General features: G+C 67.0%; 23 protein-coding genes and 1 riboswitch. Of the genes, 10 read left to right on the plus strand and 13 right to left on the minus strand.

Annotation, left to right across the window (positions count from 1 at the left end; genetic code table 11):
• Positions 1-85 precede the first annotated feature (85 nt).
• A complete protein-coding gene (dinB, locus tag ACWV8V_RS15985; RefSeq protein ID WP_123731280.1) occupies positions 86-1,168 on the plus strand; it encodes a DNA polymerase IV in 1,083 nt (360 codons plus the stop codon).
• 331 nt (positions 1,169-1,499) lie between these two features.
• Here dinB and ACWV8V_RS15990 read toward each other — a convergent pair whose 3' ends face one another.
• Both ACWV8V_RS15990 and ACWV8V_RS15995 read right to left on the minus strand, forming a co-directional pair.
• Positions 1,500-2,423: an MBL fold metallo-hydrolase gene (locus ACWV8V_RS15990; RefSeq protein WP_455900205.1), complete on the minus strand. Its 924-nt coding sequence runs from the start codon at positions 2,421-2,423 to the stop codon at positions 1,500-1,502.
• A gap of 51 nt (positions 2,424-2,474) precedes the next feature.
• Complete coding sequence (locus ACWV8V_RS15995) at positions 2,475-3,113, minus strand: NAD(P)-dependent oxidoreductase (protein ID WP_455900206.1); 639 nt, start codon at positions 3,111-3,113, stop codon at positions 2,475-2,477.
• A 96-nt stretch (positions 3,114-3,209) separates the two neighbouring features.
• Here ACWV8V_RS15995 and ACWV8V_RS16000 point away from each other — a divergent pair, with 96 nt between their 5' ends.
• Together ACWV8V_RS16000 and gph are read left to right on the plus strand one after the other, a co-directional pair.
• Positions 3,210-4,112 (plus strand): LysR family transcriptional regulator, encoded by a 903-nt coding sequence (locus ACWV8V_RS16000; protein WP_121042474.1) that lies wholly within the window; start codon positions 3,210-3,212, stop codon positions 4,110-4,112.
• An 85-nt stretch (positions 4,113-4,197) separates the two neighbouring features.
• On the plus strand, positions 4,198-4,848 hold the full coding sequence (gph, locus tag ACWV8V_RS16005) for a phosphoglycolate phosphatase (protein ID WP_455900207.1): 651 nt from the start codon (positions 4,198-4,200) through the stop codon (positions 4,846-4,848).
• A gap of 76 nt (positions 4,849-4,924) precedes the next feature.
• Here the strand turns inward: gph and btuB are convergent, their stop codons facing one another.
• On the minus strand, positions 4,925-6,766 hold the full coding sequence (gene btuB, locus ACWV8V_RS16010; RefSeq protein WP_455900208.1) for a TonB-dependent vitamin B12 receptor: 1,842 nt from the start codon (positions 6,764-6,766) through the stop codon (positions 4,925-4,927).
• 124 nt (positions 6,767-6,890) lie between these two features.
• Positions 6,891-7,122: riboswitch (cobalamin riboswitch) on the minus strand.
• Positions 7,123-7,274: 152 nt separating this feature from the next.
• Here btuB and ACWV8V_RS16015 point away from each other — a divergent pair.
• On the plus strand, positions 7,275-7,853 hold the full coding sequence (locus ACWV8V_RS16015; protein ID WP_455900209.1) for a histidine phosphatase family protein: 579 nt from the start codon (positions 7,275-7,277) through the stop codon (positions 7,851-7,853).
• A 37-nt stretch (positions 7,854-7,890) separates the two neighbouring features.
• Here the strand turns inward: ACWV8V_RS16015 and ACWV8V_RS16020 are convergent, their stop codons facing one another.
• Positions 7,891-8,262 (minus strand): TfoX/Sxy family protein, encoded by a 372-nt coding sequence (locus tag ACWV8V_RS16020; protein ID WP_259261730.1) that lies wholly within the window; start codon positions 8,260-8,262, stop codon positions 7,891-7,893.
• Positions 8,259-8,741 carry a GAF domain-containing protein gene (locus ACWV8V_RS16025; protein WP_455900210.1) on the minus strand — a complete coding sequence of 161 codons (483 nt, stop codon included), beginning with the start codon at positions 8,739-8,741 and terminating at the stop codon, positions 8,259-8,261. Before ACWV8V_RS16025 ends, ACWV8V_RS16020 begins: the two co-directional genes overlap by 4 nt.
• 119 nt (positions 8,742-8,860) lie before the next feature.
• Between ACWV8V_RS16025 and bioD the strand changes: the two genes are divergently transcribed.
• Entirely contained in the window at positions 8,861-9,544 is a 684-nt protein-coding gene (gene bioD, locus ACWV8V_RS16030) for a dethiobiotin synthase (RefSeq protein WP_259261732.1), read from the plus strand.
• Positions 9,545-9,547: 3 nt separating this feature from the next.
• Here the strand turns inward: bioD and ACWV8V_RS16035 are convergent, their stop codons facing one another.
• The 4 genes from ACWV8V_RS16035 to msrB form a co-directional block, all read right to left on the minus strand.
• Positions 9,548-10,978 (minus strand): aminotransferase-like domain-containing protein, encoded by a 1,431-nt coding sequence (locus ACWV8V_RS16035; protein ID WP_455900211.1) that lies wholly within the window; start codon positions 10,976-10,978, stop codon positions 9,548-9,550.
• Positions 10,979-11,134: 156 nt separating this feature from the next.
• On the minus strand, positions 11,135-11,878 hold the full coding sequence (gene msrA, locus ACWV8V_RS16040) for a peptide-methionine (S)-S-oxide reductase MsrA (RefSeq protein WP_455900212.1): 744 nt from the start codon (positions 11,876-11,878) through the stop codon (positions 11,135-11,137).
• An 11-nt stretch (positions 11,879-11,889) separates the two neighbouring features.
• Positions 11,890-13,647, minus strand: a complete 1,758-nt coding sequence (locus ACWV8V_RS16045; protein WP_455900213.1) for a cytochrome c biogenesis protein DipZ — start codon at positions 13,645-13,647, stop codon at positions 11,890-11,892.
• A 36-nt stretch (positions 13,648-13,683) separates the two neighbouring features.
• Entirely contained in the window at positions 13,684-14,190 is a 507-nt protein-coding gene (gene msrB / locus ACWV8V_RS16050; protein ID WP_259261736.1) for a peptide-methionine (R)-S-oxide reductase MsrB, read from the minus strand.
• A gap of 146 nt (positions 14,191-14,336) precedes the next feature.
• Here msrB and ACWV8V_RS16055 point away from each other — a divergent pair, with 146 nt between their 5' ends.
• Both ACWV8V_RS16055 and ACWV8V_RS16060 read left to right on the plus strand, forming a co-directional pair.
• On the plus strand, positions 14,337-15,059 hold the full coding sequence (locus tag ACWV8V_RS16055) for a response regulator transcription factor (RefSeq protein WP_346467266.1): 723 nt from the start codon (positions 14,337-14,339) through the stop codon (positions 15,057-15,059).
• Entirely contained in the window at positions 15,056-16,522 is a 1,467-nt protein-coding gene (locus tag ACWV8V_RS16060) for a sensor histidine kinase (RefSeq protein WP_346467267.1), read from the plus strand. Before ACWV8V_RS16055 ends, ACWV8V_RS16060 begins: the two co-directional genes overlap by 4 nt.
• 17 nt (positions 16,523-16,539) lie before the next feature.
• Here the strand turns inward: ACWV8V_RS16060 and ACWV8V_RS16065 are convergent, their stop codons facing one another.
• Both ACWV8V_RS16065 and ACWV8V_RS16070 read right to left on the minus strand, forming a co-directional pair.
• Entirely contained in the window at positions 16,540-17,985 is a 1,446-nt protein-coding gene (locus ACWV8V_RS16065) for an ATP-binding protein (protein WP_121042500.1), read from the minus strand.
• Positions 17,873-18,562, minus strand: coding sequence for a winged helix-turn-helix domain-containing protein (locus ACWV8V_RS16070; RefSeq protein ID WP_455900214.1), 690 nt, complete (start codon positions 18,560-18,562; stop codon positions 17,873-17,875). Before ACWV8V_RS16070 ends, ACWV8V_RS16065 begins: the two co-directional genes overlap by 113 nt.
• Positions 18,563-18,896: 334 nt before the next feature.
• On the opposite strand from ACWV8V_RS16070, the gene ACWV8V_RS16075 reads away from it, so the two are divergent.
• Together ACWV8V_RS16075 and ACWV8V_RS16080 are read left to right on the plus strand one after the other, a co-directional pair.
• Positions 18,897-19,508: a porin family protein gene (locus tag ACWV8V_RS16075; protein ID WP_346467269.1), complete on the plus strand. Its 612-nt coding sequence runs from the start codon at positions 18,897-18,899 to the stop codon at positions 19,506-19,508.
• 97 nt (positions 19,509-19,605) lie between these two features.
• Entirely contained in the window at positions 19,606-21,525 is a 1,920-nt protein-coding gene (locus ACWV8V_RS16080) for an asparagine synthetase B family protein (protein ID WP_455900215.1), read from the plus strand.
• A 94-nt stretch (positions 21,526-21,619) separates the two neighbouring features.
• Here the strand turns inward: ACWV8V_RS16080 and ACWV8V_RS16085 are convergent, their stop codons facing one another.
• Complete coding sequence (locus ACWV8V_RS16085) at positions 21,620-21,985, minus strand: phasin family protein (RefSeq protein WP_088432036.1); 366 nt, start codon at positions 21,983-21,985, stop codon at positions 21,620-21,622.
• Positions 21,986-22,189: 204 nt separating this feature from the next.
• Positions 22,190-22,543: a 6-carboxytetrahydropterin synthase QueD gene (gene queD / locus ACWV8V_RS16090; RefSeq protein WP_259261742.1), complete on the minus strand. Its 354-nt coding sequence runs from the start codon at positions 22,541-22,543 to the stop codon at positions 22,190-22,192.
• 188 nt (positions 22,544-22,731) lie between these two features.
• Between queD and ACWV8V_RS16095 the strand changes: the two genes are divergently transcribed.
• Positions 22,732-25,377 carry a TonB-dependent receptor gene (locus tag ACWV8V_RS16095; RefSeq protein WP_259261892.1) on the plus strand — a complete coding sequence of 882 codons (2,646 nt, stop codon included), beginning with the start codon at positions 22,732-22,734 and terminating at the stop codon, positions 25,375-25,377.
• Positions 25,378-25,405: the final 28 nt, after the last annotated feature.

Consider the following 25,405-nt stretch of genomic DNA (forward strand, 5'->3'; position numbering starts at 1 on the left):
CAAAAACGCATGTTGTTGTTATCCAACAACCATACTGCGGCGTGTGGCTGTAATCTTGTTCATCTGAATTCGAGTGCCAACGCCCGTGTCCCGCCCCCGCAAGATCATTCACGTCGACATGGATGCGTTTTACGCGTCCGTGGAGCAGCGTGACGACCCTTCGTTGCGGGGTAAACCGGTGGTGGTGGCGTGGCGTGGGATGCGCTCGGTGGTCTGCGCGGCCTCGTACGAGGCGCGGGTGTTCGGGGTGCGTTCGGCGATGCCGGCGCTGCGCGCGGAGCGGTTGTGTCCGGATGCGGTATTCGTGCCGCCGGATTTCGCCCGCTACAAGGCGGTGTCACGCCAGGTGCGCGAGATTTTCCTGCGGCATACGGATCTGGTGGAACCGTTGTCGTTGGACGAGGCGTATCTGGATGTGACCGAGCACAAGGGCGGGATGACGGTGGCGACGGAGATCGCGCAGATCATCCGCGCGCAGATCCGCGAAGAGACGCAGTTGACCGCCTCGGCCGGGATCGCACCGAACAAATTCCTGGCGAAGATCGCCTCGGATTGGCGCAAGCCGGATGGGCAGTTCGTGGTTCCGCCGCATCGTATCGAGCAGTTCCTGACGCCGTTGCCGGTGAACCGTGTGCCGGGCGTGGGCAAGGTGATGGCGGCGAAGCTGGCCGAGCTGGGCGTGGCGACGGTGGGTGATCTGCGTGCGCTGCCGCTGGAGGAACTGGAGGCGCGGTTCGGGACGTTTGGTGGGCGGTTGTTCAATCGTGCGCGCGGTGTGGATGAGCGGCCGGTGGAGCCGGATCAGCCGGTGCAGTCGATCTCGTCGGAGGATACGTTCGCCGAGGATCTGTTGTTGGAGGATCTGGCGCCGGCGATCGTGCAGTTGGCGGAGAAGACGTGGCTGGCGACGCGCAAGACGGACCGGGTGGGGCATACGGTGGTGTTGAAGTTGAAGACGTCGCAGTTCCGGATCATTACGCGCAGTTTTACGCCGGAGTCGCCGCCGGATTCGGTGGAGGAACTGCGCGATATTGCGTTGGGGTTGCGGGCGCGGGTGGAGTTGCCGTTGGAGACGCGGTATCGGTTGGTGGGGGTGGGGTTGGGGGGATTCCGGGAGCGGGAGGTGGTTCGCCAGCCGGGGTTGTTTGATCATCTTGGTGATGTGTAGCTGGGCGGTATTCGTCCGCGTTTCTTGCCGTTTTCTTGATCTGTTCAAGTGTTGACGGCAACGGCAACGGCAACGGCAACGGCAACGGCAACGGCAACGGCAACGGCGGATGCGCTGGTGTTCGGGTGATGAGGGTTTGGGACGACGCGGGTGGGGTACCGGGACCCGCTGCAAGTACGTCCCTGTAAGCTCGTGTGTTGCCATCCATGGCAACACACGGTCCCGATACCCCACCCGCGCCGTCCCTCCGACACTGGGTCGGTGCGCAGAGGGGAAACGCGTCGTGCGTTTCGAGATTCGCGAATGACGTTTGGTTTCTACGGATGCGTCATTACGGCCACTGCATTTCACCCTTGGCGACCTTCGCGCTCAGTTCCAGTGAACTCTCGCCCGCCAGATTCGGATAGCGTTTTTTCATCGCGGCGATGAGTGCGTTGGCATCTTTTCTGCGTGCGGTTTCTTCGTCGAACGCGCGGATGTAGTCGGCGGTGAAATCCACGGCGCTGATGTCCAGGGCGGCATCGGCTGCGTAGTGGCCGGGGATGACGCGGGTGGGGTTCAGGGCTTTGATCGTGGCCAGTGTCTGTAGCCAGTGCGCGTGCGATTGGGCGCTTTGGGTGTCGGCCATCCAGACGTGTTCGCCGGCGACGATGGGGATGCCGCCGAGGAGGGTGCGCAGGGCGGGGATCCACAGGACGGTGCGGTCCGGGGTGGGGCCGGTGAGGCCGATGATCTTGATCGGTTGGCCTTCGAGGGTGAGGGTGTCGCCGTCCAGTGGGGCGGGGATGACGATGCGGCTCGGCTTGCCTGCGCCCATCTGGGGACCCCAGTAGGCGAGTTTGGCGGCCTGGGTGGCGTTGATGTGGGCGACGGTGGCGGGGGTGGCGAGGATGCGGGCGTCGGGGAAGGCGTCCTGCAGGGTGGCCAGGCCGAAGTAGTAGTCGGGGTCGCCGTGGCTGATGTAGATCGTGGTCAGGCGTTTGCCCGAGTCACGGATGCGCTGGACCAGCTGCGCGGCATCGGTGGCGGCGAACTGGGCATCCACGAGGATGGCGTCGTGGCGGCCGGTGATCAGGGTGGAGGAGACCGCGAACAGGGCGTCGTCGCCGGGGTGGTACGGCTGCACCGCGAGGGGAGCGGCCTGCGCGGGTGCGTTCGCGGCGGGGCGGGCGTGGCTGGTGGCCGGGATGAGGGCAGTGAGGCCGGTGATCAGGGCGAGGCTGAGGGCCAGGGTGGTGCGGGAGAGCGTGGGCATGGAGGCGGTTCCATCCAGGGCCCCGGCGGGGATCGCCGGGGCGGGCAGGGCTCAGTACGCGACGGTGGCGATCTGGCGCAGGTATTGCGGGGTTTCGATTTCGCTGACGAAGGCGTCGGCGTAGTCGGCGTAGCTGATCCGGCTGTGGCCGTCATCGCCGACCAGGAAGTTCTTCGCCTGGGTGCGGAAGCCGCCGCGCTGCGGGCCGGGGCCGATTTCGGCGGCCGGGGAGTAGAACGTCCAGTCGAGGTCGTCGACGGCGCGCAGCTGCTTCAGCGTCTCGCGGGCGGCCAGGGCGACCGGCTTGTAGGCGTCGGGGAAGCCCTCGGTGTCCACCAGTTGCACGCCCGGGGCAACTTCCAGGCTGCCGGCGCCACCGACCATGATGAAGCGGGGCACGCCGGCCTGGCGCGCCGCGGCGACCAGGGCGGCACTGGTGGTGGTCACCGTGGTCGGGGCATCGCCCGGGCGCGGGCCGAAGGCGCTGGCCAGGACGTCATGGCCGGCGATCACGGCGGCCAGCGCGTCGGTGTCATCCAGCGCGGCCACGGCCAGCTGGGCGCCGTCCAGTTCCGCCGGGAGGTCGGTCTCACGGCGCACGATGGCGGTGACCTGGTGGCCGCGGGCGAGGGCCTGACGGGTGATTTCACGGCCGATGTTGCCGGTGGCACCAACGAGAGCAATTTTCATGGGGGAGGTCCGTTGAGGAAGGAAGCCCAGCGTATGTCTCTGGAATCGAACGAAAAACCGCGTATAACGGCCTAATTTGTTGCACGGATCGATCAAATGGACCGGATGACGGCCATGAACGTGTTCGTCGAGGTGGCCGAGCGTGGCAGCCTGACCGCTGCGGCCGAGGCGCTGGAGATGTCGCGGGCGATGGTGACGCGCTATCTGGCCGAGGTGGAGCGGTGGCTGGGCGCGCGTCTGCTGCACCGGACCACGCGCCGGATCAGCCTGACGGGGCCGGGAGAAGCGGCGCTGCTTCGCTTCCGGCAGATGCTGGCGATCGGCGATGAACTGCACGCTGAGCTGGCCACTGACAACCCCGAGCCACACGGGCTGATCCGGGTGACTGCGAGTGTTTCTTTCGGGCAGCTCCACCTGGCCGCGGCGGTGGCCGAGTTCGTCAAACGCCATCCGCTGACGCGGGTGGAACTGCTACTCGTCGATCGGGTGGTGAATCTGGTGGAAGAGCGGGTGGACATCGCCGTACGCATCTCGCGCGCGATCGACCCGAGTCTGATCGCGCGCCATCTTGGGCCGTGCCGGTCGGTGTTGTGTGCGGCGCCGTCATACGTGGCCGAGCGCGGTGCGCCGGGCACGGCCGATGCACTGGCCGCGCATAACTGCCTGACCCACCACTACGTCGGCAAGAGTGTGTGGCACCTGCAGCGCGACGGACGGCAGATCGCGGTGGCGGTGGGTGGCAACATCAGCGCCAACGAAGCATCGTTGCTGCTGGAAGCCGTACGCGCCGGGGCGGGTATCGCCATGTTGCCGATGTACCAGATCGCGCCGCTGCTGCGTTCGGGCGAGCTGGTGGCCGTGCTGCCCGACTACACGGTGGAGACGCTGGGGCTGCACGCCGTGTACGCCTCGCGCCGGCAGCTGCCGACAATCATGCGCAGCTTCCTGGATTTCCTGGTGGAGCGTTTCAGCAGCCCGCAGTTCCTGGCGCTGCTCTGAGTGCCTGGGGTCAACGGCGCATGAGCAGAGCCGTGGCGGTGCCGCCGTACAATGGGGCTCCCACGTCGTTGAAGTGAGTGTCGTCTTGTCGTATCCGTATCCGTTGGTGGTGTTCGATCTGGATGGCACGCTGGTGGACAGCGCGGCCGATATCGCCGAAGCGCTGAACCGCACGCTGCAGGACTGGCAGTTGCCGCGCGTGCCGGAGGCGACGGTGTTGACGTGGATCGGTGATGGCGTGCGGCGGCTCGTCGAGCAGGCGTTTACCGCGGCTGGCAGCGATATCGATCTGGACGAGGTGATGCCCGGTTTCATGCGGCACTACGAAGCGTGCCTGTTGCGCAGCCCGCGCTTGTTCGATGGCGTGAGCGAGACGTTGGCCGCCTTGCACGAACGTTCGGTGACGCTGGCGATCTGCACCAACAAGCCGTCCGCGCTGGTGGCGCCGTTGCTGCAGCATTTTGGTCTGCAGGACGTGTTCGCACTGGTGCTGGGTGGGGATTCCCTGCCGGAGCGCAAGCCGAGTGGTGCGCCGTTGCGGCACATCGCGGCGCACTTCGACGTGGCCGTCGAGTCCGCATTGATGGTGGGCGATTCGATCACCGATTACCGCGCTGCGGTGGACGCAGGCATGCCGGTGGCGCTGGTGCGCTATGGGTATCCGCGTGGGCTGGATCTGGACCACGTCGAGGCGGTTGCCGTGGTGGATGATCTGCGGGAATTGCTGGTGTTGTAAGGCGTTCGAGCGTGTGCCGACCAACGGTCGGCACACGCCGAGGGTGGGACGGCGGCAGTGCCGCCGTCCAGATCCCTTATTTCGGCTGGTAACGCACGCTCAGGCGGTACTCGCGGCCGGGCTGGTTGTACCAGGCGACGGTTTCGTAGTCGCGGTCGAACACGTTGCTGACCCGGCCCAGTACGGACCAATCACGGGTCAGCGCGTATTCCAGGCGCAGATCCACGGTGCCATAGCCGCCCAGGCGCACGGTGTTGGCCGCATTGTCGTACCGCTTGCCGGCGCCGTTGGCGGTGAGGCCGGCGCGGAAGTCGCCGAAGCGGCGATCGACGTCCAGACGCGCGGTGTTCTGTGCGCGGCGCGCCAGCCAGTTGTCGAACTGTGCGCTGCCGTCGGTGCGGTTGCGCGGGTCGGTGTGGCTGAGCTGTGCGTTGAGGTCGAACCCGGCGACGGTGATCGCACCGGTCAGCTCGGCGCCGCGGATGCGGGCTTTCTCGACCTGCGACATCATGAAGGTGGTTGCGTCGTAGGTGATCAGGTCATCGATGCGCGTTTCGTATACGTCCAGGCCCCAGCGCCAGCCGTCACCCTGCTGGGCGATGCCGATGTTCGCGCTCTTGGATTTTTCCGGGTCCAGGGTCGGCACGCCGCTCCACGGATCGTAGAGGTCGCTGAAGGTAGGGGCCTTGAACGCGGTGCCGTAGCTGGCGTTGAGGCGGAACCCGCTGCCCAGCTCCAGGCCCCAGCCGAGGCTGCCGGTGGTGTGGTTGCCGAACTGCTCGTTGTCGTCGTTGCGCACGCTGGCCTGCAGGTGGTGCGCGCCGAAGCGGCCCTGATACTGCGCGAACACGCCGGTGTTGTCGCGGCTGTCCACCAGATAGCCGGCACTGCTGCCATCGAGGTTGTCCTGGCTCCAGTCCACGCCGGCGCTCAGCAGCTGGCCATCGGCGATGCCGATGTCGGCCTGCACCGAGGCACTGTCGCGGTGGGTCTGTGCATTGCCCAGCCAGGTATCACCGTTGTAGTTGTCCGATTCGTTGTCGGCGCGGCCGACGTTCACGGTCAGGTTGAAGCGCTCGCTCGGCGTGTAGCGCACCTTGCCGCCGAGCACCTGCTGCAGGGTCTCGGAGTAGTTGTAGTAGCCGTCGTAGTGGTTCTCGCCTTCGGCACGCAGCGCGGTGCCTTCCAGGCTCAGCGTGTCGGTCAGCGCATAGCCGCCGCGCAGGCCCATCGACAGGTTGCGGTAGCCGTCGCGGTCGGGCTCATCGGCACCGCAGCCAGCGAAGGTAGCGGCGTCGCCGCGGCAGGCGTTGATGCCATCGGTGTGCTGGTAGGCGATGTCGGTGCCGAACCAGCCACGCTCCCCGCTGCCGCCGAAGCCACCGCTGGCCTCGCGCAGGCCGTTGCTGCCGCCACCAAGCTGCAGGTGCGGCGCGAACTGGCCGGCGTTGCGGCGGGTGAAGATCTGGATCACGCCACCGATCGCATCGGCGCCGTACAGGCTGGACTGCGGGCCACGCACGATTTCGATGCGTTCGATCTGCGCCAGCGGCAGGTCCTGGATCATCGCCAGGCCGAGGTCGCCGGTGTTGATGCGCACGCCATCGACCAGCACCAGGGTGTGGGCCGAGTTGGTGCCGCGCAGGAACAGCGAGCTCTGCTTGCCCAGGCCGCCGCTGTTGTTGAGGTTGATGCCGGCCCGGCCGCGCAGCAGATCCTGCAGCGACGGTGCCTGGCTGCGCTCGATCTCGGCGCGGTCGATCACCTGCGCCGGTGAGATGCTGTCCTGCAGGGCGATCGGGGTGCGCGTGGCGGTGACCAGCACCTGGTCCAGCGCGGTGGCGTCGTCCTGTGCGGAGGCCAGCAGGGGCAGGGCCGACAGAACGGCCAGGGAAAGAACGCGGGTTTGCAGCTTCATCGATGACTCCATGCACCGCGCACGCCCGCGCGGCAAGGGGTGGGGATGATCACGCTGCAGGGAGGTTCGACGGTGGGCGGGCGCACGCAGGCGCCTGCTTGCCGCCGCCATGCCCGCCGCATCGCAACCAGTCGTCTTCCAGGCCGGTCTCCGGGCTCGCGGGTCGATGGCCGTGCCATCGTGCCAGGCGCCTTCCCATGCCGGAGCACAGTGGCGTATTGCCTGGTGTTTCCACGCTTACCGTTGCGGGGGCAGCGCCGGAGTGGCGGCGTGGCACAGGGCCCGACGCGTCACCGGCTTCCCGTTTCAACCTGGCGGCATTGCAGCCCCAGGTCACCTGAAAGTGGGCGCAGTCTAAGCCATCGGCCGGGCCCATGGAGCGCACCGGTTAGAATGCGCCTCGCTTTTTCGATGTGATCTCCATGACCCCAACGTGGTTGCAGCACCCCGGCACCGACGCCCGTGACCCGCACCGGCCGGCCGCAGCGGGCAGCAGACGGGGCGCGGCATGATTCTCGATCTGATCCGCCACGCCAGCACCAGCCGCGACGACCATCTTGATGGCCGCACCGATCCGCCGCTGCACGAGGGTGCGACCGAGGCCCTGTGCGCGCGCTACGCCGGGCTGTCCTGGCAGCGTGTGCTGTCCTCGCCACGGCAGCGAGCGCTGTTGACCGCCGAGGCATTGGCCTTGCCCCACGCGGTGGACGTGGAGGCCGATGAGGAATGGGAAGAACTGGATTTCGGCGACTGGGACGGGCTCGCGCTGGAGGCGCTACCGATGGATGCGCTGTCAGCCTTCCATCTGGACCCGCACGCCAATCCACCGCCGCATGGCGAAAGCTGGGGCCATTTCGAGCGGCGCATCGCGCGCGGCCTGCATCGGTTGCTGGATGACCCTGAGCCGGTCCCGACCCTGATCGTCAGCCATGGCGGACCGCTGCGGATGGTGCTGTCGCAGGTATGCGGCCTGCCGATGGCGATGTGCTGGGCGCTGCGCATCGATCACGGCACGCGGCTGCGCCTGCGCGTGGAGCGCGAGGATGAGCGGCTGTGGGGCGAGCTGCTGGAGCTGCAGCAGCTATGAAGCGCGCGGGTACCGACGGTGTGTCGGTACCTGCGGGTCAACGGTTGTCGTCGTCGCTCTCGAACGGCGGTGCTTCGTCGCCGTCATCGTCGCGATGCTCCACGGTGCGGTCGTAGACCGGGCCGGAGGCGGGGGGCGCCTTCTTCAGCGGCTGGTCGGCGATGATCGCTTCGTACTCGGCCACCAGCACGGTGCGGCGCGCCTCCGGCAGTTCCTGCCAGTGGCAGTCCTGCAGCGCACCTTCCAGCGAGTAGAGCAGGTTCAAGCTGGGCTTGAAGCCGGCGCGGCGCACTTTGACGAAGGCACCGACCGCGCCGACCGCCACCAGATCTTCCGGCGTACGCAGACCGACCTGGCGCAGCCATGCTGCGCTCTTCGGGCCGATGTTGCGCAGCTTGACGCCACTCATCCCAATGCCTCGACGAACACCGCGGCGATGGCTTCCAGCCCGGCCTGGTCCTCGGCATCGAAGCGCGCCAGCGAGGGGCTGTCCAGATCGAACACGCCGACCAGCTCGCCGTTGTGGACCAGCGGCACGACCAGTTCCGAGCGCGAGGCCGAGTCGCACGCGATGTGACCCGGGAACGCATCGACGTCTTCAATGCGCTGGGTCACCCGCTGCGAAGCCGCGGCGCCACACACGCCCTTGCCGAGCGGGATGCGCACGCAGGCGGGCAGACCCTGGAACGGGCCGACGACCAGCTCCTTGCCGTCGAAGAAGTAGAAGCCGACCCAGTTCAGGTGCGGCAGGGCGTGGTAGACCAGCGCCGACAGGTTGGCCGCATTGGCGATGCGGTCGCGCTCGCCATGCACCAGGGCGCGGGCTTGGGCCAGCAGCTGGCCGTACTGTTCCGGCTTGCTGCCGGTGAGCGTGGAGGTATCGAACATGGCCGCAGTCTACCAAGCGCGGCGGTTGCTTGCCCCCGGGGCCGACGGAACGCAGCGGCCCGCGCCGCAGCGCTGCCGGGAGGGCGGATAATGGCGCGATTCCGCTCCCGGTCGTCCCTATGTCCCTGCCTGCACCGCGCCCTGCCGCCCTGTTCGTCACCGGCACCGATACCGGCATCGGCAAGACCTTCAGCAGCTGCGTGCTGTTGCATGCCCTGCGCCGCCACGGCGGCACCGCGGTGGGCATGAAGCCGGTCGCCAGTGGCTGCGAGCGCACACCCGAGGGCCTGCGCAACGAGGATGCCACCGCGCTGCTGGCCGCCAGCGTGCCGGCACCGGCGTATGACGACCTCAACCCGTTCGCGCTCGAGCAGCCGTTGGCGCCGGAGATCGCTGCCGCCCAGGCTGGCGTGCAACTGTCGCTGGCGCCGATCGAGGCCGCCTTCGAGCGCCTGCGCGCCAGCGCGGACACGGTGGTGGTCGAGGGCGTCGGCGGCTGGCTGGCGCCGCTGTCGGCCACGCTGGACCAGAGTGATCTGGTGCACGCGCTGGCGCTGCCGGTGGTGATGGTGGTCGGGCTGCGGCTGGGCTGCCTCAACCATGCGCGGCTGACCGCCGAGGCGATCGCAGCCCGTGGCGCGCGCTGCATCGGCTGGATCGCCAACGAAGTGGATCCGACCATGGCACGCCGCGACGAGAACGTCGCACTGCTCACCGCGCGGCTGCCGATGCCGTGCTGGGGGCGCCTGCCGTTTGCGCCCGGCGCGGACCCGGCCCGCTTGGCGGACCGGCTGGTGTTCTGAGCGTCAGCCGCCTGCGCGCACCTGCAGCGCGCTGGCCAGCCGGCCGACCGTGGCAATCGCGCCGGCGAAGCGCTCGTCCAGTTCCTGGCAGCACGACAGGCGCAGGCAATGCCGGTAGCGTGCACCGCGCGAATACACCTGGCCGGGCATGAACACCACGCCCTCGGCCAAGGCCTGCTCGAACAGCTCTCCGACATCGATCGCGGGAGGCAGTTCCACCCACAGCAGGAACCCGCCGGTCGGCTGGGTGGCCGACGTGCCGGTCGGGAAGTGCTGCGCGATCAGGCCACGCACATGACTGACCTGATCGCTGTAGAGCCGACGCAACCCCCGCAGATGATGCTCGTAGTTGCCGGCTTCCAGGAACGCGGCAACCGCGTCGCCGAGCAGGCGTGATTCGGCACCGGAGGAGTGGAACTTCAGCAGCTGGATATCGGCGGCGAAGCGGCCACCGTCGAGCCAGCCGATGCGGTAGTCCGGTGCCAGCGTCTTGGAGAAGCCGCTGCAGACCATGATCCAGCCATCGCGGTCAAAGCTCTTGGCCAACGGCTCCAGCGGTTCCTTGAACTGCAGTTCGGCGTAGACCGCGTCTTCGATCAACGGCACCTGGTAGTGGTTCACCAGCGCGGCCAGGCGCTGCTTGTTCGGCACCGGCATGCTGCCGCCGAGTGGATTGTGCACGGTCGGCATCGCCATGATCGCGGCGATGCCGCCGGCGGCGAGCAGCGCTTCCAGTGCGTCCAGATCGAGTCCGTCGCGCGGATGGGTGGGTAGCTCGATCGCGCGCAGGCCCAGGCTGCGCAGCAGCGGGTAGATGTTGAAATACGAGGGCGCTTCGATCGCCACCGCATCGCCGGGTTGGGTCACCACGCGCAACGCCAGCTGCAGGGCTTCCATCGCGCCATGCGTGAGCACCAGCCGGTCCGTGGTGGTGTGCAGCCCCAGCCGTGGCCCACGCTGCACGATCTGGGTCAGCAGCCGTGCCGCACCGTTGGGACGTGCGTAGGTCTCCACCGTGGTGGCGGCCCGGCGCAGTACCTGCGCGGTGGTGCGTGCCAGCTGCGCACCGGGATAGAAACGCTTGCCACGCGGGCCGGCGAACGCCAGATCGACGATGTCCGCTTGCTGCTGTGCGGCCAGCACGCGCGCCATCATCGCGTGCTGCGCGGGTGCGGTCGGTGGTGAGGGTGCCTGCCGCAGCGACTGTGTCGGTTCGGGCAGGCGTGGGCTGACCACGAAGCCGGCCTTCGGCCGCGGCAGCACCAGCCCGGCATCCTCCAGCTGCCGATAGGCGGCGATCACCGTGTTGAGGCTGAGGCTGCGCTGCGTCGCCAGGCCGCGCAGCGAGGGCAGGCGGGTGCCCACCGGCAGCCGTCCGCTGCGGATCGCATCGGCCATTTCATCGGCCAGGGATTGATAGAGGTTGCTCGCCATCGGTCTGTGCATCCACGGGCATCTGTAACCGTGCGGATGCCAGTCATCTGCATCTGTACCCGCCTCAGGACGCAGCCTACCATGGCCGTGATGACTTCCCTCGCGCACGGCAGAGCGATGTGTGCCGTGCGTCTTTTCTTTTTGTTCCCCGCGTGATCAGCGCGCCGAAATGGAGGTACTCACCAGGCGCGGCTGCTCGCGGTACAGGGCCGGATACTGCTGCTTCAGTGCGGCCACCTTGGGCAGGTCGTTGATCCGGATGTACAGCGATTCCGGATGCAGCGTGAGGTAGTTCTGGTGATACCCCTCGGCGGCGAAGAACGGCTTGCCACCATCGACCTGGGTCACCACCGGCGCGGCGTAGGTCCTGGCCTGCTGCAGCTGGGCGATATAGGCGCGGGTGGCATCGCGCTGCGCCGCGTCGTCGGCATAGACCGCCGAGCGGTACTGCGTGCCACGGTCCGGGCCTTGCCGGTTGAGCTGGGTCGGATCATGCGCCACCGAGAAGAACACCTGCATCAGCTGGCCATAGCTGACCTGCGCCGGATCGTAGGTGACCTGCACCGCCTCGGCATGGCCGGTACCACCGCCGCCGACGCGCGGGTAAGTGGCATTCGCCGCACTGCCGCCGATGTAGCCGGAGAGCGCGTTGTCCACGCCCTTGATGTGCTGGAACACGCCCTGCACGCCCCAGAAGCAGCCACCGGCGAACACCACCTGGGCGCGCTTCACGCCGGGTTGGCGCAGGTCTGCCTTGCCGGTAGGCGCAGGCACGACCATGGTCGTGGCGGCGGCAGCATGTGCCGGCCGATCAAGGCCGACCACCACCACGCTGGCGGTGAGTGCGGCGATGGCGACAGCGATGCCGCCTGCAACGAGTTTGTCGACTGCGATCTTCATGCGATAGCTCCTCACCCAAACGTAAAGGCGTAGGCGTGCACGCCGGGATCGAGGAACTCGATCTCGAAGGTGCGCTCCTGCACGGCGCCGGACTGGCGGATCAGCTGATACAGACGGTTTTCATCCACGCGGCCCTCGCCGTCGGCGGAGATGTCTCCACCAGCCGCAGCGCCGGGTGCCTGCCCGTCGATGCGCACGCGGAACCGGACCGGCTTGCCGTCCTCGCCCGGTGCCAGCACCAGGTGCAGGTCACGTGCATGGAAGCGGAAGGCGATACGGCCGCCGCGTGTCTCCAGCCGGGCGTCTTCGTTGCCCACGGTCCAGCGTCCGGCCAAGGCCCACTGGTTGTGTAGAAGCGTGGCAGGCACGGTGTAGTCGGCAGGCTGGTCCTGGCGTTGGCCACCGGGCGAGGCGAAGTTCTCGGCACGCGCATGGCCGAGGTAGGTCTCCGGTGATTTGAGGTTGCTCATGTCGGCCTGGCGCGCCACGCCGTCCAGCGTCATCGCGACCGGTGCATCGTCACCGGGCAGGGTGTTGCCGGCCTCGCGCAGCAGCTGGCGGATGATCTGCTCGGACTGCGCGTAGTTGCCCTCGCCGAAGTGATGCGCGCGGATCCGGCCCTGCGCATCGATGAAGTAATGCGCCGGCCAGTACTTGTTGTTGAAGCCGCGCCAGATGGCGAAGTCGTTGTCGATCGCGACCGGGTAGGTGACCTTCAGGTCCTTCACCGCCCGCTGCACGTTGGTCAGATTGCGCTCGAAGGCGAACTCCGGCGCGTGCACGCCGATCACCACCAGCCCGTGGTCGCGATAGCGCTCGGCCCACTCACGCACGTAGGGCATCGCGCGCAGGCAGTTGATGCAGGAGTAGGTCCAGAAATCGACCAGCACCACCTTGCCGCGCAGCGCCGGTGCATCCAATGGCGGGCTGTTGAGCCAGCCGGTCGCACCGGCCAGCGAGGGCAGGGTACCCTCCACCGGCAGCGGTTGCCCGGGGGCACCGGCGGTGCTCATCATCGCCGCGCCGGCAACGGGCTGCTGCCCTGGCAGCACGTCGAGCAGGCCCTGCTCCAGCTTGGCGGTGCTGACCGTGGACAGCCGGGTCAGCACGCCGGTATCCCAGCCCATCGCGATGGCGACCACCGCCAGCAACGCGGCGATGCCGAGCCCGCGGCGCACCCACTCGCCCACGCCAAGGCGGCGCTTGAGCGCGGCGAACACACGCCCGCCGATCCAGATCGCCAGGGCCAGCGAGGTGGCCGCGCCCAGTGCATAGGCCAGCAGCAGCCCGCTGGTGCCGACGCTGGCGCCCTGCAGCGCCGCGCCGGTGAGGATCAGGCCGAGGATCGGCCCCGCGCACGGCGCCCACAGCAGGCCGGTGGCGATGCCGATCAGCAGCGAGGTGCCCACCCCCCCGCGCCCCGCGTCACTGGCCGCATCGGCCGTGGCGCTCAGCCGCGCGCCCAGCCGCTGGAACGGCGACAGCAGGCGGTCGGCCAGCGCCGGCCACAGCAGTGCGAGTGCGAACACCGCCATCACCACCAGCGCGATCCAGCGCCCGATCTGGTTGGCCTGCGCCACCCATTGGCTGCTCACCGCCGCCAGGCTGGCGACCACGGCGAACATCAAGGCCATGCCGATCAGCAGCGGCAGGCCACTGCGCAGGAACGGGCGGTCCGAGCGGGCGAACACGAACGGCAGCACCGGCAGGATGCAGGGGCTGAGGATGGTGAGCACGCCACCGAGGTAGGCCAGCACGAGCAGAAGCATGGAGAGGTCCTTCTATGACGCAGGGGAGTGCGGCGCTCAGGCCGCGACGAAAGTCATGGCCACGCCGTTCATGCAGTAGCGCAGGCCGGTGGGGCGCGGGCCGTCATCGAACACGTGGCCGAGATGGCCGCCGCAGCGCCGGCAGTGCGCTTCGACACGGACCATGCCCAGGGTGGTATCGCGGTCTTCGCCGACGGCATCGTGCAGCGGCGCCCAGAAGCTGGGCCAACCGGTGCCGCTGTCGAACTTGGTGGAGGAGGAGAACAACGGCAGCGCGCAGCCGGCACAGCTGAAGGTGCCACGCCGATGCTCTTTGTTGAGGGGGCTGCTGAACGGACGCTCCGTGCTCTGCCGACGCAGCACGCTGTACTGGGCAGGCGTGAGCTGTTCGCGCCACTGCGCATCGCTGCGCATGACCTCGAACGAGCGTGCGGGGGCGGCGGGCGCCGCCGGGGCAGGGTTGCTGCAGGCAGTCAGGCCAAACAGACCGGCGGCGGCCGTCATGCCACCCATTCCAAGCACTTTGCGACGTGTGAAGCGCATGACCGATCTCCGGGCACGGGGACGATGCGGCCATGCTGCGCCCGGCCCGGTCAACGAATCCTCACGCAGGGTTAAATTTTCCGTGACACATTCAGGTCGCGATCCGTCGACAATGCCGCCATGCCCTCCTGCCGCCCCCTGAGCCGATGAGCAGTGCCAAGCGTGTCCTGATCGTCGAAGACGATGTCCACATCGCCAATCTGCTGCGCATGCACCTGCGCGATGAAGGCTATGAGGTCACCCACGCCGCCACCGGCGACGAGGGCCTGGCCCTGCTGGAGGCGCAACCGTGGAGCGCACTGGTGCTGGACCTGATGCTGCCCGGCGTGGACGGCCTGGAGATCTGCAAGCGTGCCCGCGCGATGACGCGCTACACCCCGATCATCATCACCAGTGCGCGCGCCAGTGAAGTGCACCGCATTCTCGGTCTGGAACTGGGTGCGGACGATTACCTGGCCAAGCCCTTCTCGATGCTGGAGCTGGTGGCACGCGTGAAGGCGCTGCTGCGCCGTGTCGAGGCCATGGCCCAGAACGCACGCATCGATGCCGGCGAGATCGAGGTGGCCGGGCTGCGCATCGACCCGGTCGCCCGCACGGCGATGGTGGAGGGACGACCGCTGGAACTGACCCCACGCGAGTTCGACCTGCTGTACTTCTTCGCCCGTCATCCGGACCAGGTCTATTCGCGGATGGACCTGCTCAACCAGGTCTGGGGTTACCAGCACGACGGCTACGAGCACACCGTCAACACCCACATCAACCGGCTGCGCAACAAGATCGAGCGCGATGCGGCCAACCCGCAGCGTATCCAGACAGTATGGGGGCGCGGCTACAAACTGGTCGATGGCAACGAAGGGGCAGGCGCATGATCCGGCTCACGTTGTCCCAGCGCTTGTCGGCCGTCTTCTTCGCATTGCTGTTGCTGTGCGGCGGTGCGCTGCTGTGGATCCAGATGCGCAGCACCACCGTGCATGAGCAGGAAACCGTGCAGCGTCTCTCGCGCGGGCTGGCCGAGCACATCGCGCGTAGTGGCGAGCTGATGGATGGCCGCGGCATGCGCAATGGCGAAGTGCGTGCGCTGTTCGGCAAGCTGATGGCGGTCAACCCGAGCGTGGAGGTGTACCTGCTCGACGACCAGGGCCGCATCCTTGGGCACGACGCGCCGGAGGGGCATCTCAAACGGGCCCAGGTCGATCTGGCCCCGGTGCAGGCGCTGCTGCGCGATGAGCCACTGCCGATCCTCGGCGACGACCCGCGTAGTGCGACCGGCCGCAAGGTGTTCAACGCGGCGCCGCTGTGGGTGCAAGGCCGGCAGGCCGGGTACATCTACGTGGTGCTGGTCGGCGAGCAGCGCGAAGCGCTCGCCGCCAATATCGCGGCCAACAGTACGCTGCGCACCACGTTGTGGTCGCTGGCGATCGTCGCCATGGTGGGGCTGCTGGCTGGTCTGGTCGCGTTCCGCTGGGTGACCCGCCCGTTGCGCCAGCTGACCCGGCGCATCCAGTCCTTCGATGTGGATAGCGCTACCCCGGACGCCGCGCCGCCACCGGCACCGGTGCGTCCCGGCGAGCGCGACGAACTGGCGATCCTGCAGCACAGCTTCGGGCACATGGCCCAGCGCCTGGGCGAGCAGTGGCAACAGTTGCGCCAGCAGGATCTGCAACGGCGCGAACTGGTCGCCAACATCTCGCACGATCTGCGCACGCCGCTGTCGTCGCTGCACGGCTACCTGGAAACCCTGGCGCTCAAGGACGCCACGCTCAGCGCCGACGAGCGCCAGCGCTATCTGTCCATTGCCCTGTCGCAGAGCCACAAGGTTGGCCGGCTTGCCCAGGCACTGTTCGAGCTGGCTCGCCTTGAACACGGCGGCGTGGTGCTGGACCGCCAGACCTTCTCGCTGCCCGATCTCGTGCAGGACGTGTTCCAGAAGTTCGAGCTGGCCGCGCAGTCGCGCCGGCAGACGTTGAGTGCCGACATTCCGCCTGGGTTGCCGCCGGTGGTTGCGGATCTGGCGTTGATCGAGCGGGTGCTGACCAACCTGCTCGACAACGCCATCCGCCACACGCCCGAAGGTGGCCGTATCGCGGTGACGCTGCACGCGGCCAGTGGCGAGGTGCAGATCGGCATCGCCGACAGTGGGCCGGGCATCGCCCCGGAGCGGCGCGACACATTGTTCACCGCCATGCCGGCGCTGGGTAGCCAGCGGCCGGACAGCGGCGGGCTGGGCCTGCTGATCGTGCATCGCATCCTGCAGCTGCACGCCCGTGACATCCGTCTGCTGGAGAGCCGGGAAGGGGCGTTGTTCGTGTTCTCGCTGCCGGCCACGCGCTGAGCGCCGGCGGAAGCGCGTCAGGCATCTGGCAGCAACAGCCGGAACCTTGCACCGCCGAGAACCGAGTCGCAGACGTCCGCGCGGCCACCGTGTTTGATGGCGATGATATGGACCAGGGCCAGCCCCAGTCCGAAGCCATCGGGGTGCCGCTGCAGCTGCACGTACGGCTGGAAAATGCGTTCGCGGTCTGCCGGGGCGACGCCAGGTCCGTCATCGTCCACGGCGATGACCACCCATTGCTCGACCGTGGATGCGCTTACCACCACCTCGCTGGCCGCATGGCGGCACGCGTTGCCGATCAGGTTGCCCAGTGCCAGCAGCAGCGCATCGCGGTTGGCGACGAGGGTGCGTTGATGCGAGGGCAGGAAGCGCAGACGCCGCACCCTGCCGCCGGGCGGAAGACGCTGGTCGAGCGCGTCGAACACCTCGGCAACCTCCAACCGTTGGGTGCTGATCCGCAGGCTGCGCCCGAACTGCGCATAGGTCACGCCAGCCGAGGCAAGTTGTTCCAACCGGGTGACATCGGCTTTCAGACCTTCGAGCAGCTCAGTGCCTTCCGGGTCCTCGTCACCTACCTGCATCATGGCCAGTGCGAAACGCATCCGCGCCAGCGGGGTGCGGGTTTCGTGCGCAACCGCCTGGGACAGGATCCGCTGCCCTTCCATGACGTCCTGCAGTTGGGTGGCCATCCTGGACAACGCTTCGCGCAGGGGTCGCACCAGGTGCGTGCCGACCGCCGGTGCACCGACGGCGAGGTCGCCCTGCTGTATCGCCAGCGCCATGTGGCCCAGCGCATAGACATCACGCCAGAGCCGATACACCAGAAAATAGAGCGGCAGTGCGATGGCGATGACGAAAATGCCGACCATGACCAGCGTGTCCACGCTCGGGCTGTCGTACCAGGCGACATCGGCCTTGTCGGGTTTGGAGAAATCGCCCAGCACCAGCACCTCGCTCGAGCCAGGCAGCCGCTGATAGCTGAAATGGGCATCGTCGGTCACCACGAGTCCCCCCTGTTCGAGATGTTGCAGCGATTGGGGATAGAGCGTGTGCGGTGCCTCGGCCATTGGTATCACCCGCACTGGGTAGGCGAACTGCGTCTGCAGCAGCCGGGTCAGTTGCGGCCACTGCGCCTGCGGGGTATCGGCATAGCGAGCCTGCAGGAGATGATGGATGCCTTGCAGCTGTGTGCGGATCTGCTGGTCTTCGCCCTGCTCGGTGAGCGCGGCCCATAGGTACAGTCCGGAGCCGATAAGGATGAGGTAGGCCAGTACGAAGCCCAGGCAATAGCGCAGGAAGAGGCGGAAATGCCCGGCGTGGTGAATGGCCGTACCAGAGGACGCCATCGGGTCAGTCCCACCCGGCCCGGTTGAACAGATAGCCCTTGCTGCGGATCGTTTTGATGCGATCCGGCACCTCGCCAAGGTCGCCGAGCTTGCGGCGCAACCGTGAGATGCGGGCATCGATCGAGCGATCCAGTCCGTCGAATCCGATGCCGCGCAGGTCGCGCAACAGATCGTCCCGGCTGAGTATCGTTCCGGCGCTCTCGGCCAGGCACAGCAGCAGATCGAATTCGGCCGTCGTCAATTCGATGCGTTTGGACTGCAGGGTCACCTCGCGGATATCGCGCTCGATGCGCAGCTGCCCGAAGCACAGCGTCGGCCGGGTCTGTCGTTGGCCGCTGTCGCGACGCAGATGCGCGCGGATACGTGCCAGCAGCACGCGCGGCTCGATCGGCTTGCCGATGTAATCGTCGGCACCCAGCTCAAGCCCCAGGACCTGATCGATATCATCGGTACGGGCGCTCAGCATGCATATCACGCCGGGATAGCGGGGACGCAGCGCTGCGCACACCGCAAAGCAATCGATGCCCGGCAGGGTCACGTCGAGCAGCACCACGGCCGGATCCAGCGCAGGAATCCGCTCCACGGCACGCTCGCCAGTGAGTTCATGCAGTACGTCATAGCCGTGTCTGGCCAGATAGCCGCTCACCAGCCTGCCCAGACGCTCGTCATCCTCCACCAGTACGATATCGACCATCGCTGCATCGCCTGCCTGACCTGACGCGATCGTAAAGCAGTACGGCAAGGCATCGCCCGTCACACGCAGTGCGGTGGGCCGTTCGTGAGCCGTGGTGCCGCCACGCTGAAACAAAGGACGTCAATTGGTGCAGACAACGACTGCCCGTGGCGTATACAGCAGCTTCAGTGGTGCGGCGATGGATCCGGGACGGACACTGCTGCGGTGTCGCATTCTGCACGTTGTCACGCGCGGTTACACACAGTCGACAACGGTTTCGACAGGCACACGCGCACGCCACTGACATGCGGCCGGCAGGGATCCACGCTGTGTACTCCCAACCACGGAGTCACCCATGTACATCAAGCGTTCCCTCATTGCCCTGTCGCTCGCCCTGGTCGCCACCACCGCCCACGCTTCTTCCCCTGATCGCGAAGGTGCCTATGTTTACGGTGGTATCGGCAAGACGCACCTCAAGTCGAAGACCCCTGCAGCAGACGTGGTGCCCGGTGAAAAGCGCAAGCAGAGCGATTCGGGGACCAGCTACGCCAGTGGCGCCGGATATCGCTTCGGGCCATTCCTGGCCGCAGAAGCTTCGTTCGAGAACACACTCAAGAACAGCCGCAGCAAGGACGTGTCGCGACTGACGAACCGCTCGCTCAATGTCGGCGGGCTTGCATTGCTGCCGATTGGCGACCGTGTCGAAGTGTTCGGCAAGGCAGCGGTCGGCAGTCGCCAGCAGAGCTTGGCCCCGCCCAAGAACGCGGTGGGCGATACCAAGCGAATCCGCCAGAGCAAGTTCGGCGTCACGCCCAGCGTCGGCGCCAACGTGTACCTGACCGAGGCACTTGCCGTGCGTGCGGAGTACAGCATTCCACAGTCGGTCAACAAGAAGGTGACGCAGGCCGCAGGGGACGAAAAAATGCGCCTGAACACCTGGAACGTGGGTATGTCCTACCGCTTCTGATTCGAGCGACCGCCGCCGATCCGTGCGGATCGGTGGCGGCTTCCCAAAGTGAGCGGGTGCAGTGCCGCGCGCTCACATCCCGGTAGGAGAAAGACCCATGAGTGGTATCTGTGGCGCGGTCCTGCGTCCTGGACGGTGCGCAGCGGAACTGTCGCAGCACGTGCAAGCCATGAGTGTGACACCACGCCATCGTGACAGCTTGCCACCTGCGCCCTGGTGTGAAGAGGATGACGGCGTGGCACTGGCCCAGTTGCACGCCGGCCCGGCGCGGCATGGCTCGCCCCGCAGGTCCCGGTGCGGGCGCTACGTGCTGTGCATGGATGGCAGGTTGAACGTGCGCACCGCCCTTGAGCGCGAGTACGCCACGAGCGTCCATCCAGGTGCGGATGATGCGACCCTGCTGTTGCTGTCCATCGCGGCGCGCGGGGTGCAGCGTACGCTGCACGATTGCGATGGCACGCTTGCGCTGGCGGTATGGGACTGCCAGGACAAGGTGCTCTGGCTGGCCCGCGACCGGGTGGGGGCCCGTCCGCTCTATTACGGGTGGTGCCATGGCGACGTGTTGTTCGGCTCCAGTGTTACATCGCTGCACGGCTATCCCGGCTTTCAGGCGCCCATCAGTCGCGATGCACTCACCCTGTTGCTTCGCTATGGCTACATCCCCGCCCCGCACAGCATTCAACAGGGCATTTTCAAGGTTTCAGCGGGCTGCGTGGTCCGTCTCAACCTGGCCGCGCGCGAAGCCGGCGCAACTGCGCATGTCGATCACGCAGGAGGTCGCCGCTACTGGGATGCCCGAGAGGACATGTGCGCTGCGATCGACGAGCGGGCCTACTCAACACTGAGTTTCGACGATGCGACGGGAAAACTGGAGCTGCTCCTGCACCAGGCTGTCTCGCGATGCAGGCCTCACGGCACTCCGGCGGCCGCATTTCTTTCCGGCGGGACCGATTCATCGCTGGTGACCGCCGTGCTGCAGTCCCAATCCACGCTGCCGGTGGAGACCTTCACGGTCGGCTTCGATGATCCGCGTCATGACGAATCGGACTGGGCGGATCAAGTTGCTGGACGCCTGAGGACGCGGCATACCCGGCACATCCTGCGTTGGAACGAGGCTGCGGCGCTGGTGGCGTCCCTGCCGGACGTCTGGTGTGAGCCCTTTGCCGATGCCTCCCAGATGCCGACGCTGCTCGCGTGCGCGCTGGTCGCCAAAGACCACAGCAGCGTGTTCACCGGCGATGGGGGCGATGAACTGTTCCATGGCCATGGGGCCTATCAGCGGGCCCTGCGTAATGCGGCCTGGACGGCGCGCATGCCTGCGCCCTTGCGGCGGATGCTGCAGCAATGGCCGCAGCGTGACGGCGAGCGTGCCCGGCTGGGTGGATGGCCCGCGCTGCGCTCGGAGCTGCAGGCAGACAGTCTGGAAGCACATTACCTGCTGCGCGTATCGCGTTGGCGCGATCCCTCCCGCGCCGTGCTGCATGCAAGTGAACCTCTTACGCTCTTTACCGACTGCCAGCGCTGGCTCCCTGCGGGCGATCCGGCCGACCGCGTCCAGTACCTGGATTTCATGATGGATCTCGGCAACGGGATCATGACCAAGATCGATCGTGCCGGTGCCGCGCATGGGCTGGACACGCGCTCGCCACTACTCGATGCCGCCGTCGCACGCTTTGCCTGGTCGCTCCCCAGCCCGCTCAAATACGCCGGTGGCGAGCACAAGCGCATCCTCAAGCGGCTGTTGTGCCGGCATCTGCCGGAGCACCTGGTCCACCGTCCGAAAATGGGCTTCGGGCCACCCGTGGCGGCCTGGCTGGCCGGCCCACTGCGTCCGTGGGCCGACGCGCTGCTCGACGAGGAACGCCTGCGCCGGGAGGGGTACTTCGATGCGGCCGTGGTCGGGCGTATCTGGGCCGAATTCCGTGAGGGGCGGCGCAAGTGGCACACCCACCTGTGGCCGATCCTGATGTTCCAGGCGTGGCTGGAGCGCCATCGGCGCGCCATTGCCGAGGCCTGATCGCCGGCCAAAAAAAGACCCGACAGAGGGAGGGTTCTGTCGGGTCTGGGATTGCGTGGGGGGAGGGACCCACGCAAATTCGATGTTGTCCGGCTCAGCCGCGCGTCTTGCCTGCGCTGGGCGTGGCGGCCGCGAACGGCTGCCGGGCGAGTTCGCCGAAGGCTTCGGAGGCCTTCAGCCCCAGGCCGGCCACTTCCTGGCTGGCGCTGGTCCAACGGGCGAGGTTGTCACGTGCCAGTTGCGCGCCTTTGGGCAGCAGCGACTGCAGCGTGCCAGCATCCTGTGACTGCACGATTTCACCGAAGAACCCGCTGGTGGCGGTGATGTTCTTTTCCAGCGTCTTCAACTGCACCCCGAACATGCTCTCGGCATTCTCCAGTGCGAGCCGGTTGGCACGCGTGGCCGTGGCGGCCAGCTGGCGGGTGTAGTCGCTGAAGGAATCGGTGAACGCGGACGCCATGGTCAGGACGGCTCGAGAACGTTGATGCAATGCAGCATACGCCGAAAATATTGCATTGCAACATTACGTTGCCGGGCGTCGTCCGGATTCAGTCGAATGGTTTACATATCAATGGGTTGCGCAGTGCTTCGGGCGGTAGCGGATGGCCCGGAGCCGGCCAGGAGCCGGCACTACCGCGCCGCATGATGCCCGCGCGCCATCGGATCAGCCCCGGTAGCGGCAGCCGGAGGTGCAGGTTTCGTGCACGGTGACTTCGCTCAGCGCGGGCAGGGCCGGCTTGAGTTCGTCCCAGATCCACATCGCCAGGCGCTCGCTGGTCGGGTTTTCCAGGCCGGGGATGTCGTTGAGGTAGTGGTGGTCCAGACGGTCGTAGATCGGCTGGAAGGCAGCTTTGACGTCGCCGAAGTCCATGATCCAGCCGGTCTGCTCGCCGGGCTCGCCTTCCACTTTGAGTTCCACCCGGAAGGAGTGGCCGTGCAGGCGCGCGCACTTATGGCCCACCGGGACGTTGGGGAGGTGGTGAGCGGCCTCGAGGGTAAAGACTTTGAAGATTTCCATGGCCGCATTGTAGCGGTGGGCTGGGGCTCCAGCAGGGGTCGGGCGTTAATTGTTGCTAACGAAAACATTTCCATCCGGATGAAGAGATGTTAGTTTCTCTTATATCCGTATGAAGAGATGTTATTGGCCGTGGTTCAGCCAGGCATGGACTACTGCGGAACTTGTCGTCCACCACCCCACTGAAGTTCATGCCCAAGCACACTCTTCTTGTAGCGGCGTTGTCCGTCGCTCTGGCAACGCCTTTGACCGCGTTCGCCGACGCCGCCCCCGATGCCGCCGCCGCCGGCGACAGCAAGACCCTCGCCGCCGTGCGGGTCACCGGGTCCAACATCAAGCGCACGGATACCGAGTCGGCCAACCCGGTGCAGGTGATCGAGCGCCAGCAGCTGGAGGAGACCGGCAAGGCCACCGTCGCCGACCTGCTGCGCTCGATCTCGGCCAATACCGGCAACGCCGCCAACGAAACCACCAACAACGGCTGGGCGTCCGGTTCGGCCGGCATCGGCCTGCGCGGCCTGTCGCAGAAGAACACGCTGGTGCTGCTCAACGGCCGCCGCCTGGCCAACTACGGGTTCCCGGCCGGCGGCCTGTCGGACACGTTCGTCAACCTCAACGCGCTGCCGCTGGTTGCGGTCGAACGCATCGAAGTGCTCAAGGACGGCGCCTCGGCCGTGTACGGTTCGGATGCCGTGGCCGGCGTGGTCAACATCATCACCCGGCAGAATTTCGAAGGTGCCGAACTCGGTGGCAGCCTGGGCACCGCCGATCAGGGCGGGCTGGACGAGCAGAACCTGAAGTTCATCGGCGGCATCGGTGATCTGGACACGGACGGCTACAACATCCTGGTCAGCCTGGAAGGCTACAACCGCGAGCGCCTGGACCAGGACGAGCGCGATCTGACCAAGTCCGGCATCTACACCGACAAGCCCGGCGGCCGCTGGAACGGCTGGTCGGCCAAGGGCGCACGCTATCTGGTCAACGGCACCTCGGTGCCGATGCTCGATGCCAGCGGCAACTGCCCGGACGGCACCACGCTGGTCGCCAGTGCGCCGATCGACGGCCTGGCCGGCAACACCTGCGGCTTCAACCAGGCGCCTTACACCACCCTGATCCCCTCGACCAAGCGCTACCAGGCCTACGTCAACGGCACCTTCCGGGTGAACGACAACGTCGAAGCGTTCGGCGAAGTGCTCTACAGCGACATCAAGGGCGTCTCCTGGTTCGGCAGCAGCCCGTTCTTCACCCTGGAAAGCGGCCGCTTCGCGCTCAACGCCGATACCGGGCTGGCCGAGCCGGTGTCGTCCAATCTGCCCGCCAGCAGCCCGTACAACCCGTATGGCCGCGCGGTGCCGATCGAGTACACCTTCTTCAACCTCGGTGCGACCATCAAGACCAACCGCTCGCAGGCCTACCGCGGCCTGGTCGGGCTGCGCGGCAGCCTGCAGAACTGGGATTGGGAAGTGGGTGCGTTCGGCGCACGCAGCAGCGAGCGCGAGACCGTCTCCGGCGGCTTTGCCAACCGCTATGCACTGGCCGATGCACTCGCCACGGGCAGCTACAACCTGCTCAATCCGTCGGCAACCTCGCAGGACGTGCTCAACGCGATCAACATCAGCACGCTGCGCCCGGCCGAATCGGTGCTGCAGGGCGTGGATGCCAAGATCTCCGGTGCGATCGGCCATACCTGGGCCGGCGAGATCGGGTTCGCCGCCGGTGCCGAATGGCGCCGCGAGAAGCTCGATTCCAACAACCCCTGGCAGATCGACGCGGGTCTGCAGATCCGCCCGGCGATCGCCGAGGTGCACGGTGAGCGCAAGGTCACCGCGGCCTATGCCGAAGTGAACGTGCCGCTGGCCGACCGCCTCGAACTGCAGGCCGCGGCGCGTGCCGATCACTACAGCGATTTCGGTGATGCGTTCTCGCCCAAGCTGAGCCTGCGCTGGCAGCCGTGGGACATCCTGCTGGTGCGTGCCGCCGCCTCCAAGGGCTTCCGCGCGCCGTCACTGTCGGAGAACTCCAACAGCACCAGCATTGCCTACGGCAGCGTGATCGATCCGCGCGACCCGGACGTGCCGGGCTCGCGGCAGAACCCGACCTTCTTCACTGTCGGCAACAACGATCTCAAGCCCGAGCGCACCAAGAGCTTCAATGCCGGCATCGTGCTCTCGCCGTGGTCCAACACCAGCCTGAGCGTGGATTACTACCGCATCGAGCTGGAAAACCTGGTGGGCACCAACAACACCCAGACCCTGGTCACCGACAACGTGCCGGGCGCGGTCAGCCGCGATGAGCGCGGCAAGCTGCTGGCGGTGTTCAACCGCTACCAGAACCTGAGCGAGCTGAAGACCTCCGGCTTTGATGTCGAACTGCGCCAGCGCTTCCCGACCACGCAGGCCGGCGACTTCGGCCTGAGCACCGCCTTCACCCACGTGCGCGACTACAGCCGCCCCACCGTGGTCGGTGGCCCGCTGGTGGACTACGCCGGCAGCAACCTCGGTGCCACCCTGCCCAAGAACAAGGCCACCACCACCTTCGACTGGAGCTATGGCGACTTCCGCACCGCGCTGACCTGGTACTACACCAGCGGATACGACCAGAAGGCCAGCGCCGCGGCCACTGCCGTGCAGGATCGGGTGGATGCGTACAACCAGTTCGATCTGTACCTGGGCTACACCGGTATCGAGAAGCTGACCCTGTACGCGAAGATCCAGAACCTGGCCGATGAGGAACCGCCGTACGACGCCTCCTTCCCGGGCATCCGCGCGCCGTATGACTTCAGCCAGTACGACCTGCGCGGTCGCTACTTCACGGTCGGCTTCGACTACCGCTTCTGACCTCATCCAGCGCACCGGAGCGTGCGTA

Source organism: Stenotrophomonas sp. Ker107b (assembly GCF_053847245.1).

Excerpts from the sequence above, each read along its gene's own strand:
- ACWV8V_RS15990 (WP_455900205.1), bottom strand. The coding sequence starts at position 2,423 with ATGCCCACGCTCTCCCGCACCACCCTGGCCCTCAGCCTCGCCCTGATC.
- ACWV8V_RS15995 (WP_455900206.1), bottom strand. The coding sequence starts at position 3,113 with ATGAAAATTGCTCTCGTTGGTGCCACCGGCAACATCGGCCGTGAAATC.
- ACWV8V_RS16000 (WP_121042474.1), top strand. The coding sequence starts at position 3,210 with ATGGACCGGATGACGGCCATGAACGTGTTCGTCGAGGTGGCCGAGCGT.
- btuB (WP_455900208.1), bottom strand. The coding sequence starts at position 6,766 with ATGAAGCTGCAAACCCGCGTTCTTTCCCTGGCCGTTCTGTCGGCCCTG.
- ACWV8V_RS16015 (WP_455900209.1), top strand. The coding sequence starts at position 7,275 with ATGATTCTCGATCTGATCCGCCACGCCAGCACCAGCCGCGACGACCAT.
- ACWV8V_RS16020 (WP_259261730.1), bottom strand. The coding sequence starts at position 8,262 with ATGAGTGGCGTCAAGCTGCGCAACATCGGCCCGAAGAGCGCAGCATGG.
- ACWV8V_RS16025 (WP_455900210.1), bottom strand. The coding sequence starts at position 8,741 with ATGTTCGATACCTCCACGCTCACCGGCAGCAAGCCGGAACAGTACGGC.
- bioD (WP_259261732.1), top strand. The coding sequence starts at position 8,861 with ATGTCCCTGCCTGCACCGCGCCCTGCCGCCCTGTTCGTCACCGGCACC.
- ACWV8V_RS16035 (WP_455900211.1), bottom strand. The coding sequence starts at position 10,978 with ATGGCGAGCAACCTCTATCAATCCCTGGCCGATGAAATGGCCGATGCG.
- msrA (WP_455900212.1), bottom strand. The coding sequence starts at position 11,878 with ATGAAGATCGCAGTCGACAAACTCGTTGCAGGCGGCATCGCTGTCGCC.
- ACWV8V_RS16045 (WP_455900213.1), bottom strand. The coding sequence starts at position 13,647 with ATGCTTCTGCTCGTGCTGGCCTACCTCGGTGGCGTGCTCACCATCCTC.
- msrB (WP_259261736.1), bottom strand. The coding sequence starts at position 14,190 with ATGCGCTTCACACGTCGCAAAGTGCTTGGAATGGGTGGCATGACGGCC.
- ACWV8V_RS16055 (WP_346467266.1), top strand. The coding sequence starts at position 14,337 with ATGAGCAGTGCCAAGCGTGTCCTGATCGTCGAAGACGATGTCCACATC.
- ACWV8V_RS16060 (WP_346467267.1), top strand. The coding sequence starts at position 15,056 with ATGATCCGGCTCACGTTGTCCCAGCGCTTGTCGGCCGTCTTCTTCGCA.
- ACWV8V_RS16065 (WP_121042500.1), bottom strand. The coding sequence starts at position 17,985 with ATGCCCGCATCTCACGGTTGCGCCGCAAGCTCGGCGACCTTGGCGAGG.
- ACWV8V_RS16070 (WP_455900214.1), bottom strand. The coding sequence starts at position 18,562 with ATGGTCGATATCGTACTGGTGGAGGATGACGAGCGTCTGGGCAGGCTG.
- ACWV8V_RS16075 (WP_346467269.1), top strand. The coding sequence starts at position 18,897 with ATGTACATCAAGCGTTCCCTCATTGCCCTGTCGCTCGCCCTGGTCGCC.
- ACWV8V_RS16080 (WP_455900215.1), top strand. The coding sequence starts at position 19,606 with ATGAGTGGTATCTGTGGCGCGGTCCTGCGTCCTGGACGGTGCGCAGCG.
- ACWV8V_RS16085 (WP_088432036.1), bottom strand. The coding sequence starts at position 21,985 with ATGGCGTCCGCGTTCACCGATTCCTTCAGCGACTACACCCGCCAGCTG.
- queD (WP_259261742.1), bottom strand. The coding sequence starts at position 22,543 with ATGGAAATCTTCAAAGTCTTTACCCTCGAGGCCGCTCACCACCTCCCC.
- ACWV8V_RS16095 (WP_259261892.1), top strand. The coding sequence starts at position 22,732 with ATGCCCAAGCACACTCTTCTTGTAGCGGCGTTGTCCGTCGCTCTGGCA.